Annotated in this window: 22 protein-coding genes and 1 pseudogene; 2 read left to right on the top strand and 21 right to left on the bottom strand. The window is 60.9% G+C overall.

Features of this window, described 5'->3' with window-relative positions:
• Positions 1–405: 405 nt before the first annotated feature.
• The 6 genes from U4Y90_RS34835 to U4Y90_RS34810 form a co-directional block, all read right to left on the bottom strand.
• Complete coding sequence (locus U4Y90_RS34835) at positions 406–1746, bottom strand: type II toxin-antitoxin system HipA family toxin (protein ID WP_321801563.1); 1341 nt, start codon at positions 1744–1746, stop codon at positions 406–408.
• Positions 1747–1946: 200 nt separating this feature from the next.
• The gene (locus tag U4Y90_RS34830; protein WP_321801561.1) at positions 1947–2573 is read right to left on the bottom strand and encodes a hypothetical protein; all 627 of its coding nucleotides are present in this window, start codon (positions 2571–2573) and stop codon (positions 1947–1949) included.
• Positions 2570–2980, bottom strand: a complete 411-nt coding sequence (locus U4Y90_RS34825) for a hypothetical protein (protein ID WP_321801560.1) — start codon at positions 2978–2980, stop codon at positions 2570–2572. Before U4Y90_RS34825 ends, U4Y90_RS34830 begins: the two co-directional genes overlap by 4 nt.
• A gap of 69 nt (positions 2981–3049) precedes the next feature.
• Entirely contained in the window at positions 3050–3421 is a 372-nt protein-coding gene (locus tag U4Y90_RS34820; RefSeq protein WP_321801559.1) for a DNA-binding protein, read from the bottom strand.
• A 228-nt stretch (positions 3422–3649) separates the two neighbouring features.
• Positions 3650–3964, bottom strand: a complete 315-nt coding sequence (locus U4Y90_RS34815) for a hypothetical protein (RefSeq protein WP_321801558.1) — start codon at positions 3962–3964, stop codon at positions 3650–3652.
• 73 nt (positions 3965–4037) lie between these two features.
• Positions 4038–4316 carry a hypothetical protein gene (locus U4Y90_RS34810; protein WP_321801556.1) on the bottom strand — a complete coding sequence of 93 codons (279 nt, stop codon included), beginning with the start codon at positions 4314–4316 and terminating at the stop codon, positions 4038–4040.
• Between the two features lie 141 nt (positions 4317–4457).
• Here U4Y90_RS34810 and U4Y90_RS34805 point away from each other — a divergent pair.
• Positions 4458–4544: pseudogene (locus tag U4Y90_RS34805) on the top strand (recombinase family protein); the annotation flags it as partial.
• A 28-nt stretch (positions 4545–4572) separates the two neighbouring features.
• On the opposite strand, the gene U4Y90_RS34800 reads toward U4Y90_RS34805, so the two are convergent.
• From U4Y90_RS34800 to U4Y90_RS34750, 11 genes are all read right to left on the bottom strand, one after another.
• On the bottom strand, positions 4573–4869 hold the full coding sequence (locus U4Y90_RS34800) for a type II toxin-antitoxin system CcdA family antitoxin (RefSeq protein WP_321801554.1): 297 nt from the start codon (positions 4867–4869) through the stop codon (positions 4573–4575).
• Positions 4866–5210 (bottom strand): DUF2283 domain-containing protein, encoded by a 345-nt coding sequence (locus U4Y90_RS34795; RefSeq protein WP_321801552.1) that lies wholly within the window; start codon positions 5208–5210, stop codon positions 4866–4868. Before U4Y90_RS34795 ends, U4Y90_RS34800 begins: the two co-directional genes overlap by 4 nt.
• Positions 5211–5247: 37 nt before the next feature.
• A complete protein-coding gene (locus tag U4Y90_RS34790; protein ID WP_321801550.1) occupies positions 5248–5451 on the bottom strand; it encodes a BPSL0761 family protein in 204 nt (67 codons plus the stop codon).
• A gap of 30 nt (positions 5452–5481) precedes the next feature.
• Positions 5482–5787: a hypothetical protein gene (locus tag U4Y90_RS34785; protein ID WP_321801548.1), complete on the bottom strand. Its 306-nt coding sequence runs from the start codon at positions 5785–5787 to the stop codon at positions 5482–5484.
• A 325-nt stretch (positions 5788–6112) separates the two neighbouring features.
• Positions 6113–6844, bottom strand: coding sequence for a hypothetical protein (locus tag U4Y90_RS34780; protein ID WP_321801547.1), 732 nt, complete (start codon positions 6842–6844; stop codon positions 6113–6115).
• 15 nt (positions 6845–6859) lie between these two features.
• Positions 6860–7369 carry a GIY-YIG nuclease family protein gene (locus tag U4Y90_RS34775; protein WP_321801545.1) on the bottom strand — a complete coding sequence of 170 codons (510 nt, stop codon included), beginning with the start codon at positions 7367–7369 and terminating at the stop codon, positions 6860–6862.
• A gap of 223 nt (positions 7370–7592) precedes the next feature.
• On the bottom strand, positions 7593–7883 hold the full coding sequence (locus U4Y90_RS34770; protein WP_321801543.1) for an MbcA/ParS/Xre antitoxin family protein: 291 nt from the start codon (positions 7881–7883) through the stop codon (positions 7593–7595).
• A gap of 51 nt (positions 7884–7934) precedes the next feature.
• Positions 7935–8336 carry a hypothetical protein gene (locus U4Y90_RS34765; protein WP_321801542.1) on the bottom strand — a complete coding sequence of 134 codons (402 nt, stop codon included), beginning with the start codon at positions 8334–8336 and terminating at the stop codon, positions 7935–7937.
• 75 nt (positions 8337–8411) lie between these two features.
• Positions 8412–8654, bottom strand: coding sequence for an MbcA/ParS/Xre antitoxin family protein (locus U4Y90_RS34760; protein ID WP_321801540.1), 243 nt, complete (start codon positions 8652–8654; stop codon positions 8412–8414).
• Positions 8651–9196: an MbcA/ParS/Xre antitoxin family protein gene (locus U4Y90_RS34755; protein WP_321801538.1), complete on the bottom strand. Its 546-nt coding sequence runs from the start codon at positions 9194–9196 to the stop codon at positions 8651–8653. Before U4Y90_RS34755 ends, U4Y90_RS34760 begins: the two co-directional genes overlap by 4 nt.
• Positions 9197–9583: 387 nt before the next feature.
• Entirely contained in the window at positions 9584–9964 is a 381-nt protein-coding gene (locus U4Y90_RS34750; RefSeq protein ID WP_321801537.1) for an antitoxin Xre/MbcA/ParS toxin-binding domain-containing protein, read from the bottom strand.
• A gap of 347 nt (positions 9965–10311) precedes the next feature.
• On the opposite strand from U4Y90_RS34750, the gene U4Y90_RS34745 reads away from it, so the two are divergent.
• Positions 10312–10614, top strand: a complete 303-nt coding sequence (locus tag U4Y90_RS34745; protein ID WP_321801536.1) for a helix-turn-helix transcriptional regulator — start codon at positions 10312–10314, stop codon at positions 10612–10614.
• 505 nt (positions 10615–11119) lie between these two features.
• Here U4Y90_RS34745 and U4Y90_RS34740 read toward each other — a convergent pair.
• The 4 genes from U4Y90_RS34740 to hpnD are packed head-to-tail and all read right to left on the bottom strand — an operon-like array spanning position 11120 to position 15904.
• A complete protein-coding gene (locus U4Y90_RS34740) occupies positions 11120–11776 on the bottom strand; it encodes a phosphorylase (RefSeq protein ID WP_321801565.1) in 657 nt (218 codons plus the stop codon).
• Between the two features lie 26 nt (positions 11777–11802).
• Positions 11803–13782 (bottom strand): squalene--hopene cyclase, encoded by a 1980-nt coding sequence (shc, locus tag U4Y90_RS34735; RefSeq protein ID WP_321801535.1) that lies wholly within the window; start codon positions 13780–13782, stop codon positions 11803–11805.
• Positions 13782–15056: a hydroxysqualene dehydroxylase HpnE gene (gene hpnE / locus U4Y90_RS34730; protein WP_321801534.1), complete on the bottom strand. Its 1275-nt coding sequence runs from the start codon at positions 15054–15056 to the stop codon at positions 13782–13784. Before hpnE ends, shc begins: the two co-directional genes overlap by 1 nt.
• Positions 15056–15904 (bottom strand): presqualene diphosphate synthase HpnD, encoded by an 849-nt coding sequence (gene hpnD, locus U4Y90_RS34725; RefSeq protein WP_321801533.1) that lies wholly within the window; start codon positions 15902–15904, stop codon positions 15056–15058. The genes hpnE and hpnD overlap by 1 nt, the downstream gene beginning before the upstream one ends.
• Between the last annotated feature and the right edge of the window lie 63 nt (positions 15905–15967).

Below are 15967 nucleotides of genomic sequence, written 5' to 3'. Positions count from 1 at the left end.
AGGCTTCCCTCGACTGAAAAGGCGGATTGGCCGTTCCTGAACTTGCCCTTGGGTCTAAGCGGCTCGACCGGCAGGGGTCGTGAGCATTAATTCGCTGACGCAGACAGTTGCAGTTCCACGCACGACGCCGGCAACGTCAGCAATCCGACGGGGTGCAGACGTTAAGCACGACTGGCCTCAACGTCGGCGAAGGCCGTTCGCCTTCGCCATCCGGCAGCTTTGAGTGGCGACGAGCCGTTCGGACGGCAGGTTCAGGCCGCGGACGAGCGGCAACTCATGGCCCATTTCGGAGGTGAGTGATCGGGCGACCGCCGGCGAAGAACTTGCAGGTTGCCCGCGATGTGTAGCAGTCTACAGCCGCGCGCATTGGCGTATCAGCTCAGGATCAGACAGTGGAGAGATCCGCTATTCGCTGGAGGAAGAGGTTCGTTGTCGTGCTCCGGCATGCCCACGCCGGTCCTCAATCTTTGCCAAGTCTACGCCCTTCACTCCCTTCGCGATCTGCTCTGCCAGCTCGAATGCGGGCCGCTGACCTTCAAGACTCTCTTCCGACATCGCACACTCTTCGACAAAAAGCTCGCGCCACGTCGAATGAACCGTGTGGGCCATGACCTGCAACGCTTCCCACGCCTCCAAACTCGTGTAGGAAAACGATGCTGCATCCATAATCAACGTTTCAGGCGTTGCAATGCGCGTGCCCTGCCGGTTCACGGCCATTGCCTGCACGCCTCGCTTCCGCGGATACGCGACGACATCGTACGCGGGCGATAACGTCCATGACCCATTCCTATGCAGCAGACCGTGGTTACGCGGGTGGTCGTCGTGGTTGCCGACCAGGGCATTGAAAGTCATCCGACGCCACAGTTCGCGCTGCTGTCTTGCAAGATCCGCGCTCGTTTCGCCGCACCATCGCCGCAGCTCATTCGCGAGCTTGACATACGAGCGATGCGGATCCTCGGGTGCGCGATCGCTGCGCAGCTGTAGCACCGTTGCCGCGCTGGCGAAAAACGAACGCTCAACTTCACCCATGTCAACCCTGCGATCGAAGCGCTTAATCAGTACGACCTCGTGCGGCCCCATTCGCTCATATCGAACATCCGCCGCTTCGAGCCCGCACTTCTTGGCGAGCGTCATCGCCACGAACTCACGTGACGGCGAGGACGGTGCCCCACCGCGCTCCGGCAGCTTGGCGATCCACCACTCGGTCGCGTTATTCGCCTCCACGCACACCGTCAACTTCGCCTTCTCGCCCCCGAGATTGGTGGTGCCCTCCGTGCCCGTTAGCTTTTGCACGACGTGCTGCGCCGAGTATTCTGCGTCGGCAGTCTCAAGCGCGACCTTCAGCCTCTCGACAGTTGGAGGCACGAACCGACTCTTCCGCTGAAGCTGGTCGGATAAGCACACTTCGATAGCTCCTACACCATCGCCGGGAGCCAAGTCCATGCGCTCGACTTCATCGAGCGCTTCTTTCTTTTGATTCGCGAGGAGGAGGTCAAGCCCGAAACCCTCTGGCGCCGCGTCTCGCAGAACGCCGAATAGCCCATTTGAATTGTTCGTGTGTGTCGGTTTGAGCGCTCGCGAGAAGGGTAGATTCACGGGGTCGACCGGCAACGCGTTTGGGCGCATTTTGTAATTCGCGCTGTACGCAAACTCGCCATGTCGCGGCTCCCATCGGAATGTGCCGCATTGCACAGGCATGACTTCGCCAGGCAGCCACACCCACACAGGGCGTTCTGTTTTAGCCATGGAAGTCTCGGTCCGCGACGATTCGGCCGTTTTGTAGATCGCGCCCTGCCGAAATCGTGGGTAGAGTGAACATATCACAGCGTCTTGGAGTCAGAGCGATGACCGCGTCGACATTTGTACCCGTTTAGGAGACTGTACGAGAACCGGGAACTTCCCTTACCATCTTGAGATCGTCGCAAGCGACGACCGATACCGGAAAGTCAGGCCTCGTAGGTCTCACGCGTACGGCGCGCAGCCAGCAACACCTCATCGCGGCGATTCAGCGCATCCTTCGGGGCAATCGGTTTGGTGCACTCGACAAGGTCGGTAATCCACCCGCTGGGATAGTGAAACCATGCGGCAGTTCTCCACGTATCAGCGACCTCACCGATCTCCTGCAGAATCTCCTTGATGATGGGTAGAGGCCGGCACGCGTCATCGAACTGATAACGCGCGAAATATGCCCTCCCATCGAAGTGCACCGCGAAAACGCGGCCCCGCCGCTTCCAGTCACTAGCCGGAAACGATTTGTTTCGTGGCGGTGATGCTTGCAACCGATTAATTTCCTCGGAGGTAAGCCAGTGTCCATGTTCAAACACTACCTGCATCGTCTTTCGACGCAGCACGCGCTCCTCGATTAGCCCCGCATCTGGCTGCGTCAACGCGTTAATCAATTTTGCAAGGTCGTCCGCTCGTCCAAGCAAGCTCGCATTGAGGTCCGAGCCCAGAGCGTTCATCGTCTGCTCAATGCCGGATTGCAGTGAGGCTGCTAAAGCCGGGCTCACGCCACGCGGTAATCGCACAGTGAGGAAGAGATTGGGCGACTGGGGCTTTTTCAACTTCGTCACGTCGACCTCCCTTGGCGCCGAGATAGTCCGGCCGCACTAAGGCCACGCGCCGCGCCACTCGTTGAAATATTGTGCACTGTGTTCATGTCTTTCCTTGCGCCTCCGCCGCCCAGCGCCGCACTGTCAAGGAGTTGACGATCCTGGCGCCGGCTTTCTTCCTCGGAGATGATGCGATCCCGCATGGAGTCGAGCGCTTGAATGACGTCGTCCACCGAGAACGGGCTCGGGTTGTCGGCCCGCGGATGGACGAACTGCTGATAAGTTTTAACATCGAGCACGACCGCCCCCAGAGTGCCATCCTTCTCCCAAACCGCCTTGACATTGCCGGCATGCATGCCGTCTACCAGACGGAGCGTACGTGCGCCCAGCGTTCCGATGAAGACCTCCTCTTGAGTGGTGTTCGTCATGTCTGAGTTTCCTCGCAAGATGCAGATTCAGCGCGAAGAGGTTAGTCCCCTTCAGCAGATAGCACGGTGTCATCCGACGAAACCGCCGCTGATAGAGTCGAGGTAGTCGACCGCATCAGTTGCCCGGCCCTCCTGAATTAACTGAAGGATGGTCTTATGGCGGAATACCGCGATCGGTTGGTGCTTGAGGAGAAACAGCGCGCGTTCGAAGTCCGGTTCCACACGGACAGCAGCCGACACGACGCACACAATATCGCTTAGGGCGGCCTGCAATCTCGGCGAATCCGGATGCGTACGAAGCGTGTTTCGATGGACGCCAGCAATTGTCGCCAGCTCCTGCTGCTGAATCCCGAGGACGTTGGCCATATTGATGGCGGAGAGCCGCGAGGTTCCCGGATCGCTGGCGGACGTCAATAAGTCAGCAAACGTGTAGCGGCTCATCGCATTAGCTCCCGGCTCCCGGAATTCAAACTCTGCGCTCTGCCTTCACAACATCCATAGCGCGGTCAGTTAAAAGCGATAGGACATTCAACCCAAACATCCGCCCATCAAAGGCGCGGCCGACAAGGCGAAGATCAACAATCTTGCGTCTTCTTAAGCCCGTTGCCCGACCGCGCCGGCGTTCGTTCACGTACATACCCTCGCAACACTCAATGCGACAGATACTTGTCACCATCCCAACAACTGTCGTAGTCGTTGGATCAGCCACGTCGTCTCCGGCCGCGTCGTCCAGGCCTTGTCCTGCACAGCCACTGTGACGCGCTCAAGCACTGCTTGGTGCGGATGGTGCTCGGCGTCCTTCAGCGCGATGGGGCCGAGCTGCTCGGCGAGATCCTCGCAGAATTGGTAGCGTTCGGCTCTCACTTCGTCGGAGGAACTTTCTCGATACTTTCCGTCTTTGCATAGCACTACGCAGACCTTTGGTTGAGCACCGGCTACGACGCCGGGCTTAGCGCGTGGGAAGTCGTCGGGAACGTCGATCATCGGTACCTCCGCACCGCCTGCGTTGGACTGGCTCATGTCGTCATCAATGACTATGGAGGCATACGCGCCATTTCTATTCGGGATAGCCTATGCCTTCGATATCCGTACGTTTAAATCGAACGCCTACATTGGATTGCCGTTGCAACACTGCCTCGCTGCGAGCGCTCGCCCGGATGGCGTCGTAATGTCTCAACTCGCTCGATTCCCGGTCTAGAAGCGCCTTCGCATGGCCGGTGTGCAGTCCGTCGATCAAATCGCGCAACGTTGCGCACAGCGTGTCGATAAAGACGTCGTCCTCTCTCGGAATTGTCATCTCAGGTTTCTTGATGGTGATGGCTCTGCGGACCAACATGCGCGGATCATTGCTCCTCCGACCCGGGACCGGCTCCGCGGGAACATCGTATTGGGCGTCGGACCCGCGAAGCCGACGAAGCGCGTCGACGCCTAGGCATACGTTTCTGCCTTCGTCTGAGTTACGGCGCCGTCCCACTTGTCGGCTGTCGAGCGCCTTGCTGTAATTGGCCTCGGGGTATACTGCTTGGCCCTCGGCGGCGTCGATCTGACGAGCGCCGCGGGAAGATGAAGACTGGTGCCGATTTACCATGGGCCTAAGCATCGGTTTGGAATCCATCGAGCGGGAGGCCGTCTTGCTCCACGTAGGCGTTGTAGCATTCGATCGCTTCCCCGTTCTCCTTCCGCCAAATTTCGGCACGGATCTCCAACACGGCTCGAGCCAGACCGGAATCTACCGCTGCACGCGAGCAGGGCTCAGGCGCGAGCAACTTAATGCCGATATCATCTATATCCAAGTACGCCGCGCCCGACTCGCCGAACTCTTCGTCTAGGTGGCAGGCCGGTTCATCGCTTTCGGCGGTGTGACATGGGAGAGTAGTCTTTGTGCTCATGGGTTCTCCCCAGGGCGCGCAGCGGAGGCTCCGGGAGAATACCCCGGGATCGCTAACTCGTGGTCCGTTCCGATGCTATCGGCCCATCCGCGGGCCTTCGACATCGGTACCAGACGTCCGGCAGTCACGTGGTCCAAACCTTCCTGAATCATGCGGTGCTCCACATCCTCGATAGGCCAGTAATTATTGGCCTTCGCGTCGAGGATAGTGATTTCCGCCAGGCCCGTCTCTGAAAATCCCAAATTGACGTTCCAATTCTGAGACACGTCGCGGACGATGGGCGCGTTCGAAAACGTGATGTGCAGGATGTCTTCGTCTTCGTCATATTCGATTCTCATCATGGATCCACCCCGAAATCAATGTGGATGAGCAACATCATCACGCGATCAATTGCGCCATTTCCAGCCCCGAGTCCAAATCCGAAAGTCCAGCAATGGACATGTCCAAGTCCCCTGGGTAATTCCTCAGGATTGCAACGGCTCGCTGCAATGAAGCTTTGAGCTCAAGTCGTCCTGTCGACATTTCCGTCAAGAGTTCGCGAGCCTCCTTCACTGCGAGAGCTCGCTCGTATGGCGTCGTCATGTTGCTTCCTATGTCCGTTGCTTCATGTCGCTATCTACCCAACGGCCGGCTTTCGCGCTCCAGGTTGGTCGTACCGTTCGACAAGATAACAACGCGCACCTGTCGCCGACGGACGTACTGCCTCGAGCGATCTTCAATATCGCGGTCATTGTCCGGGTAGAAGACCGAGTACTCATGCCCCGATTCGCTACTTTCCTCGAACGTCCAAGCCTCCGCCGGAACGGTGACCGTCGAAATTTCATCCGCTTCGTCGACCCATGACCAAGCCTCGAGAAATAAGACCACGCTCTCTGGGTCTGCTTCCGATAGGCGTTCTAGCAGCTCACGAACCTTCATCGAAAACTCCTTCGCCGATAAGATCTTCCCGGGACCTACCTTTTTCGACTTCGATACCCTTGGACCGCTCGGCCAAAAACAGAATGACCGTCACAATTCCTTTAGGCACCGAACCGGCACATGTCACCGACGAGGCTCGCCGACCTGTCTGCCGATGTATGGCCGACCGCGTATAAGGCGGCCAATCGCGAAGCCAAGCCCGGCCGCGCCGGTTGGAATGTACAGCAGAGGCAGAGAAGAACATATCAAGTGCCCCCAATCCAATTGCGACCAGTGCATAGTTGCCCCCCGCTTGCAAATGAAACGCGTACGATAGTTGCTTCGCTCAGCGCTCAGCAAAGTCTGCGGCAACGGTCAACACCTTCTTAACCTTCTTGATCGTGAGAAGTTGAAGCGGAGTGGCGCCACCTTCAGACTCGATCGGGGTCGTGAAAAAGTCCCACTTTTCCCAACCGGGTGTCTCACCCAAGCGACGGATGACCTTCGCGAAGTCATTGCGGTGAATCACGGAGGGAAGGAAGAAAGCCGGGTAGTACGGTTCCTGTCCCAAGTCAACGCTGAAGATTCGGCCCGAAGCGACATTCTTGCTAAGTTTCTTCTCAGTCATAGCGGCAGCCTTGCAAAAGTCATCTCTTCGGAGCACCTTTCCCTGTCGAACAAGCAAGTAGCGCTCGGAGTTCGCAATCACGCTCTTGGTCGAAGCCTCAGGTGCCGACGTTCGACGCATCGAGGCTCGCTTTATGCGCCTGCGGAGATTCTCTTCCTCCTCACGAATCGCCGGAAGGTCGAGGTTGTACACCGTGGCAACGCCGGCCATTTTGCGTAGCTTGTCTTTTAAAAGTCGGCCAATCTCTGCGTCGGAAAGCTCAAGAATGGCTTCAACGCCTATTGGGTCGAAAAGGATCGCGGCGACGACCGCTTGACGAATGGCATATTCGATTTGCGCCTCCTCAGGCGAAGTGCTGTCGTTCGTCCACCGTGCAGGGCGTCGCATTTGCTTTCCTTTTGGAGTGGCCAAAAAGACTGCTTGGCGCAGCCTGTTAATCGCCGTGGACAAAGTTTGCTCCCTCGGTTAGCTTTTCAGAGCTTCCTGCCCCATACCTTCTTTAAACATGTCTTCGCCACAAATGATGTGATTGAGGACTTTTACAAGGGCATCGAAATGGGCGTCGTTGTGTGTCTCGGGATTGCTGACTCCGAGTTGCTTCAAATGTTGACGAATGCGCGGACCACCTACCGGGTCCGTCCATATAGCATCGATGCGCTCGAGACAGAACTTGTAGTTCTCGTAGTGAAGATTCCCGACCTTCAGGATCCTTGCCAGCATTTGATCAAGACCTAGCCCACAGAAGAACTCCCGCTGCTTGGAGACGCGATGCACATGAAGCTCCTTATGCACATCGCGCTCGTAGGCCTGGGCCGAAGGGTGATAGAACGTGCCAACAACATAGAATGGTGTTGGCACGCCCGCTGAGTTGCTAAGTTCAAAAGCCCGTTTGGCAGGGTTACCACTACAGCCGATCTTATAGATGCCCGGCATGGACTCGTTAGCCATAATGTAGAGGTGGTCGATTATGATCATGGCTCTCAGCGCTCTCCCGTTGTCGAGCAAGCATCACTGAATTGCAACGCGCAGGCAGGCTAATCGCCGGTACGGCGCCACGTCGCGTCCTTCCACCCGCCACCGATGCGAAACGGTCAACTTTCCAGCGCCACTTGGCGAAGCGGAAAGCTTTGTTCACCGGACAAGCGTCGACCTAATGTCCGTCGCGTATCTGACTTGTCGAGCTTTAGCGGCACTTCCTTTATGCACAGAACCCATAGCGAAGGTGATGCAATACATGCATCACCTCCTCCCGATCTCCCTGCGAAAGCAAATCCAATGCACTGCGTCCGCCAAAACCGATGGTCCGGCTGGTGAGCCAGCGCGCCGCTCGGTCTTCCGACTCGAACGTCGCCACAAGTTCCTCGATCACGACTGGATCGATCCTTCGCAGCGCTTCCATTGCTCGACGGCCAGTGTCTTCCAAGTCAGAGTAAAGCCTATCCGCATGGGCCGTCAGCGGGTCAAGCGGATTGAAGTCACTTGAGGTCATGTTCGTTTGCGCTGTTGGATTACGATCGGACCATCCCTTTTTCGCGCCGCTTCAATTTAGTGCGTGCGTGGGACAGCGCGTCCGGAGCCACCGGTTCTCGACAATACGCCCTCGGTTCCCGCACACTTCACAAAGGCGAGCACTCATCGCTTCGGCGAGTTCGATCATGCCTTCCTGTTCGTCATTCTGTCCGCACGTGTAGAAGCGAAGCCTCCCGAATTTCTCCTTCACCTGACTAGCAACGACTTGCGGCGCTCCGTTCTTCGTCGCGAACTGCAACTGCAGGCATAGCGCGTCGACGAGGTCATACCATCCGTCTCCGCATTCGAAACCCCGGTGCGCGAACGGCGACTGCACTGCAGGCATCGCCGGATCGTCGGGATCTGCTGTCGGCTCGACTGCGAAGATCAGCGGGTAGTCTGCGCGCAGCTTTGCGTCCAGTTCGGGACTCACTTGCTTTCTCCCTATAGGCTGATATGGACATCGGTCCGGTCATTCAAAACGATCGCAGTGGTTCCCGGCAAGCCTTCAGGCGTAAGCGCCGCTTTCGGCCATACTTAGAAATGTGGAAATCAGGTGGCGTCCTTCTGACGTGTTCATGAAGTCAGCCGGCCGCAGACCGCCTAACGCCGGTAGTGGCTTCTTGATCCAGCGCCGAACCCATTTGCCGGCATCGAAATTTGTCGGATCGCCAGACTCCTCGACGATCGCCTGCACTTGATCAATCAGCCCTGCCACGAATCGGCGTTTCGCAATATCGGCTTCGCTCATGTCGGCATCCCATGAATGAGACGCCACAAGATAGCTTCGACTTGCTCGGCGCCAGCTTTTGTGATTGCCGCATCAATGGGCGTCTTCCCGTCTAGCTCGCGATGTGGGATCGACATCCAAGCCGCGGCATATGCCCCGTCCTCCTGGACATTCTTTGCACGGCGCATGAGCCACGCCAAGGACGGACCCTCGCGCCAAGGGTTCATGTCTTCGATGGACACACCAGAGATCGGCGACTTCACCGAGCCAGCCAGCTCGACGATCGACCGCGTTTTTGCTCTCCTGTTGCTTACTCCTGGAGCGGGGATCAGTCCTTTTGCGTGTGCCCCATTGGCGGCCTTGACGGCTGCACGAACGGCACCGAAGCAGGAAGCATTAGGAGGGGACGTGAGCGGCGAATTTACTCCCATGGTGAGCGCATCATAGAGCACACGCCCAGCGGTAGTTGCCTTCCGACGTATCGACTTCAAGCAGATCATCCGCGTAAGCCACAGCGCCACGGCAGCGGCGATGGCGGTGCGGACTAAAGTGCGCGCCATCATGACTCGTCCGTCCCTGGCTTCCTAGGGTCATCGCCGCGTGTGAAGGAAGCACGCAAGCGACCGAACCTCTCGAGGCCCCGCCGGAGGTTCTCATCTTTGTCCGGGTCGGAGGCACACTTCCACCGGTCCGGCTCTGCGACCGACGGCAGCCCCAGTTGAGCTGCTGTCTTGATGGGCAGGCGCAAAACAAGGTCAACACCGCCGCACCCACTTGAGCGAGCCTCACGCGTTACCAATTCAACATCGATCCCTCGAATCTCGAGATATACGACACCCGACTCAAAGACTTCCTCGTACAGGTGCCAAGCCGGTTCGTCGCTTTCGGCTGGGTGGTAGGCGAGTGTTGCTTTCGTGCTCATGGAATTCTCCGCGCTCGCGCCGAAGGCATCAGGAAAACACACCGTGCTCAATCCGTCCGAGCATATCCATCACAGACTCGACGCCTAACTCCTTGTCAAGCAAACTCATCGGCGTGGCGCCTTTAAGGGCAGCGACCGGCGAGTTAAGCCACGCAAGTCCAAGATCAAAATCTTCAAAGGTCTCGGCAGCGCGAGCCAAGACACGCGCGACACGCAGTAACTCACCTGACTTCTCACAGCTCGATCCCTTACTGCTCATACGCGCCTCCAAATCTTTTCCGACCCAATCAAGCTTGGGGTTGGCGGTCGGCCGGTACGCCGATGCAGACACGCACGCAATCGGCGCGCGTCCATCAGACTCGTCGCGCCTGATCACGTGTAAACGCAATAGTCCATGCGAACGGGTCATTGACAGATTCGACACCCTCCGGGTCGCAAAGCGAGTCGAAAGGCCGATGGTCCGACGCAATGCCAGGCGCAACGAGCCAATGCTCAGCAGCTTCTTTTGAGCCGCGCACGTCGATTGCCCTTTCCATTACGTTTTGTGACATGAAATCCTGCGTCGTACGATCTCCGCTGTTGGCTTCGAACCCGTGTGTGCAATTCAGCGTGATGCAGTCAAAAAGCTTCGCTTAGGTCCGACAACAATCTTCCAACGGTCGTAAGGGCGCCAATCTTTGTTCAGTTTAGATGAAGGGTTTTGAATAGTAAACTATGTAGAATTATGCGCTGTAGATTTTTGATCTTCGCTGATCGATGCTCCTGCCTTATATGGCAGCGAACATCCAACAACGACGCGAAGAACTCCGCTCGCGAATCTCCATCAACATGAAAGTCCTTCGCGGTAAGCTCGGCATTTCGCAGGAAGCTTTAGCTGCTCGCGCTGGCATTCATCGCACTCATATAAGTCAGCTAGAGCGCGGCGCTGCGAACTTGGGACTCGATACGCTAATCGTCGTAGCAGCAGCGCTAGGCGTCGAAGAAGTAGATCTCCTAGCCGTGCCCACTGAACAACCGTTGCCGGTCCACCGTGGTCCACAAAAACGGTCTTCTTCCTAAAACGGCGTCACGCCAGGGGCTGATTCCGCCGCTCCAAGCGGACCATCGGTGAGGGAATGCACCGAGGCGAAGGGATGACAATCGCTGTTTGCGCTGCTTTGCGGCGCTGGGACGGTTTAGCAAATACTTGGGTGCCGACTACCTGCGGCCTGCGCCAGCATTTTCCCAAGCCATGGACGGTGTCTCGCCTAGACGCTGCCCCAACAATCGAAAGCATATAGAAAGTTTTGTAACTTCGATTGCCGCGGTATGGTCTGTTACAAAATGTAACAGACCCCAAAACCGATCTCTCCGGTTGACGAATTGATATGTCAGTCTGGAAAAGTGCCGTTCGGATTCAGGTCTTCGGGCTTGACCCATTTACGGGTGTGAAAATTCATTTGCGGTACCTCACTTTCCTTGCTGCGCGCGACGCCGGGAAGAAACCGGGACGCGCGCTCGATTAGGGTTTTCCCTGATTATACCGAGATAGGGGTTAACCCGCATAAAGCAAGGGTGAGACTGCTCAGCCGAACGCCAGCGCCCGCGCCGACCCCAGCGCACGCCGCGCCTGCACGAGCGTCGCGCGGGCATCGCGGGCATCGGACGCGAGGCGCAGAAGCGCGCCCAACTGCGCCGGCTCGCGCAGCAACTCGCGCAGAATCGGACCGATGGCCGTCGTGCCGTCGTCGCGCAGGCCGGCCGTCGCGGCCGGCGGCAAGGTCCGCCATGCCGGATCGACCACGGCGCGGCACACGGCGAACGGCAACCCGCGCGCCATCGCCATCGCCCCGGCGATATGCGATTCCATGTCGACGGCGAGTGCGCCCGTCGATGCGTGCAGCGAGCGCTTTTCCGCCTCGTTCGCGACGGGCGCCGTGACGCCCGCCATCTTGCCGCGCCGCGTGACGCGCTCGACGGGCGTGCCCGCGAACGCATCGACGATGCGCGCGGACCACGCCGCGTCGGTGTGCAGTTCGCCGAAAGGACCGCACACGCTCTCGGCGACGATCAGCGCGCCCGGCCTGAGATCCGGCGCGAGTCCGCCCGCGGTGCCGAAGCTGATGATGCCCGAGCAACCGCGCGCGATCGCATCGGACAGCGCGCGCTCCAGCCAGTCGGCGCGCGCCGCGAACACGACATCGACGCCGCGCCCGCGCGCGATCTTCGCTTCGAACGCCATGCCGGTCACGGCGACGACGGGCGCGTTCACATCGCCGCCGTCACGCGCGTGAGTCCGTCGCGCGTCAGATTGCGATAGCGCGCGAGCGCCCACAGCGGGAAGAACTTGCGATAGCCGTGATAGCGCAGATAGAACACGCGCGGGAACCCTGTCGCGGTGAAGCGCGTTTCGTCCCACAGGCCGTGCGCCTTTTGCGTGCGGATCAGATAGGCGACGCCGCGCGCGACCGCCGGATGTTCGACGAGGCCCGCGGCCATCAATCCGAGCAGCGCCCACGCCGTCTGCGACGCGGTGCTCGGCGCCGCTTCGTAGCCGCGATAGTCGAGCTTGTAGCTCGCGCCGTCCTCGCCCCAGCCGCCGTCGTCGTTCTGAATGCCGATGAGCCAGTCCGCCGCGCGCTTCATGCGCGGATCCGTCGGCGCGACGCCGGCCGCGTTCAGCGCGGACATCGCCGACCACGTGCCGTAGATGTAATTCATGCCCCAGCGCCCGTACCAGCTTCCATCGCGCTCCTGATCCCTCACGATGTACTCAAACGCGCGTCGCGCGGGCTCGCTGTTGAGCGACGTCTCGCCGAGCTGCGCGAGCATCGACAGACAACGGGCCGAGACATCCACCGTGGGCGGATCGAGCAGCGCGCCGTGGTCCGAGAACGGAATGTTGTTCAGGTAGTACTGCGTGTTTTCCGGCTCGAATGCGCCCCAGCCGCCGTCGCTGCTCTGCATGCCGACGACCCACTCGCGCGCCCGCGCGATCGACTCGCCGTACAGCGCCGTGCCGTTCTCGCGATCGGCGCGCTCCATCGCCATCGCGACGACGGCGGTGTCGTCGACATCGGGATAGTGCGGGTTCGCGAACTGGAACGCCCAGCCGCCCGGCCGCACGTTCGGACGGCGCGAGATCCAGTCGCCGCGCACGTCGAGAATCTGCAGCGGAACCAGCCAGTCGAGGCCGCGCGCCACCGCCGAGCGCGCCTTCGGCATGCCGGTTTCGAGCAGCGCGTGCGCCGCGAGCGACGTATCCCACACCGGCGACAGACACGGCTGGCAATACGCTTCGCCGTCCTCGGCTTCGTCGATGACGAGCAGCTTGTCGAGCGACTTGCGCGCGATCGCGCGGTTCGGATGCTCGGGCGGATACCCGAGCACGTCGTACATCATGACCGAGTTGGCCATCGCCGGGAAAATCGCGCCGAGGCCGTCCTCGCCGTTCAAACGCTCGTCGACGAAGCGCACCGCTTCATCGATCGCGCGCTCGCGGCCGGCCGCGGGGAGAAGCGGATCGGCGACGCGCAGAATCGAATCGACCACACGGAAGAACGCGAACCATCCACGGCTCTGATGCCCGGAGCGCGACGGCATGCCGGTGTTGACCGGCGGATTCGTGAACACTTCGTCAATGCGCACGCCACGCGGATTGCGGGCGCGCGGACGCTTCGCGTTGAGCACGAGCATCGGCACGATCACGGTGCGCGCCCAGTACGACACCTTCGACAGATGGAACGGAAACCACATCGGCAGGCGCATGATCTCGACGGGCATCACCGGCACCGCGCGCCACGACACGACGCCGAAAAGCGCGAGCAGGATGCGCGTGAACACGTTCACCTTTTCCGCGCCGCCGGCGGCGAGAATCGCGGCGCGGGCGCGCTCCATGTGCGGGGCGTCGGGCGAATCGCCGATCATCTTCAGTGCGAAATACGCCTTCACGGTCGCGGAAACGTCCATCGCGCCATCGGCGAAGAGCGGCCAGCCGCCGTCCTCACGTTGAATGCGGCGCAGATAGCGGCCGATCTTCGCTTCGCGCTTTTCATCGGCAGTCTCGCCGAGATAATGGACGAGCAGCACGTATTCGGCCGGGATGGTTGCGTCCGCTTCGAGTTCGTAAAGCCAGTAGCCTTCCGGACGTTGCGCCGCGAGCAGCGCGTCAGTGGCGTGGTTGACGGCGGAATCGAGCGAGGCGCCCGAAACCTGCGCGCCCACGGCCGACAGGGATAAATCGTTCATCAGCGTTCCATCGATGGGTTCAACAGCGCATCCGCAGCCTTCTGGCCAGAGCGGATCGCGCCTTCGATCGTCGCGGGCAGGCCGGTCGCCGTCCAGTCGCCCGCGAGCGTGAAATTGCGCCAACGCGTGCGCGTGGCGGCCCGCAATCCTTCCTGCGCGGGCACGGCGGCAAACGTCGCGTGCTCTTCGACGACGACTTGCCAGGGCGGCGTCGGTACGGCGGACATGCGCGCGGCCCTCGCCGTTTCCTGCCACGCCGTCTGCGCGAGTTCTTCGTGCGGCGTCGCGAGCCATCGGCCCGCGCTGGCGAGCGTGACCGAGAGCCGTCCGCTGGCCGCGCAAATCCAGTCGGCGGTGCCGTTGACGAGACACGTCAGCGGCGGAAAGCCCACGGGCGCGTCGACGGCGAAATGCACCGTGACGACCGCGCGCGATGCGTACGGCGCGCTCAGGCCCGGCACGAGCCGACGCGCCGCATCGGGCGGCACGGCGAGCACGACGCCTTCGCCCGGTGCCAGCGAAACCGGCTCCGCGTCTTCGAAAGACAGCGAGCTTACACGCTCCGTCGAATCCGTGCCGGATATGCCGATGCCCGCGACACGAGAGCCGAGCCGGATTTCCGCGCCGCCGTACTGCAAGAGCCGCAGCGCGGGCTCGACGAAGGCATGCGACAGCCCGCTTCTCGCGACGAGCGGACGGCACGCCTGGCCGCCCTGCGCGACCGTCTCGCGCAACAGGCCGGCCGCGAGTTCCGCGCTCGCCTCGGACGGATCGGCGTTGAGCATCGCGCGCAAAAGCGGGCGCGCGAGCAGGCTCCATACGCGATCCTTGCGCCGCACCGATTCCTCGATCGTGCGGCCCGGCTTCGCCCAGAAGAGCGGTAGTAGCGGCAGGTAATCGGCGGGTTGCGTGCCGGGCACGCGCGCGTCGGCGTCGAAGATCCAGCGCGGCAAGCGTCCCGGCGACATGCGGACCGTCCACGCGTCGCCGCTCGCGACATCGAAAAACGGAAAGTCGGGCTGCGTCGGGCCGATCAGCGTATCGGTCGCGCCGATCGCGCGCAGATAGGCCATCGTCGATTGATTGCCTGACAGCAGCAAATAATTGCCGTTGTCCAGCGTAACGCCGAGCCTGGCATCGAAGAAGGAGCGACAGCGTCCGCCCGCGTGAGGCGCCGCCTCGTGCAGCACGACGCGCGCGCCGCGCCGTTGCGCCTCGACGGCGGCGGCGAGGCCGGCCATTCCCGCTCCGACGACGAAGACCCGCCGGGACATCAGATCAGATTGCGCGCCACGATCCACAGCAGGCGCGAGCGCGGCGTGCGCACACGCGTGCGCGGCAGGTCGAAGCCGCGTTTGAGATTGGCGTCGAGCACGGTGCGATACGCCGCCGACATGATGCGCGGCGCGCGCACCTGAGCGCGCGGCGACGCGGCCATGATCGCGTCGGACTGGGCATAGTGGCCCTTCGCGCGCTCGGCGAGCACCGCGCACACGCGCGGCAGGCGCGCATCGCCGACGATGGTCGCCGGGTCGCTCGTCGAAATGCCTTCGCGCGCGAGCAGTTCGCGCGGCAGATAGACGCGGCCGATTTCGGCGTCTTCGTCGATATCGCGCAGGATGTTGGTCAGTTGCAGCGCCCGCCCGAGATGGTGCGCGAGCCGCCGGCCGGCGTCTTCATGCATCCCGAAAATTCTCACCGATAGCCGGCCGACCGCGCTCGCCACGCGATCGCAGTACAGATCGAGCGTGGCTTCGTCGGGCGCGACGATATCGCCGGCGGCGTCCATCGCCATGCCGTCGATCACGGCCTGGAAGTCGTCGCGGGAAAGCTGGAACGCCTGGATGTGATGCGTGAGCGCTTCGAGCGAAGCCTTCGGCTTGCCGGCGTAGCATGCGTCGATGTCCTCGCGCCACTGATCGAGCGCGAGCGCGCGCTCGCGGCGCGGCAAGGCGCCTTCGTCGGCGATATCGTCGACTGCGCGGCAGAACGCGTAAATCTGATACATCGCGTCGCGCTGCGCAGCGGGAAGGATGCGCATCGCGAGATAGAACGAGCTTCCCGACGACGTTTTCGCGGCGTCTGGAGCAGGATCGTCAGCGATGGTGTTGGAAACGGCCAAGACAAGCTCCGCTGTGGCGCCCCCACGGGCAAATTAAGAGATCAGGCGCCGGTTTCGATGCAA

The sequence above is a fragment of the Caballeronia sp. J97 genome, from assembly GCF_905220305.1.
Taxonomy (GTDB): Bacteria; Pseudomonadota; Gammaproteobacteria; order Burkholderiales; family Burkholderiaceae; genus Caballeronia.
The sequence above is the reverse complement of the archived record's forward strand: the minus strand, read 5'-3'. Positions and strand labels throughout refer to the sequence as shown.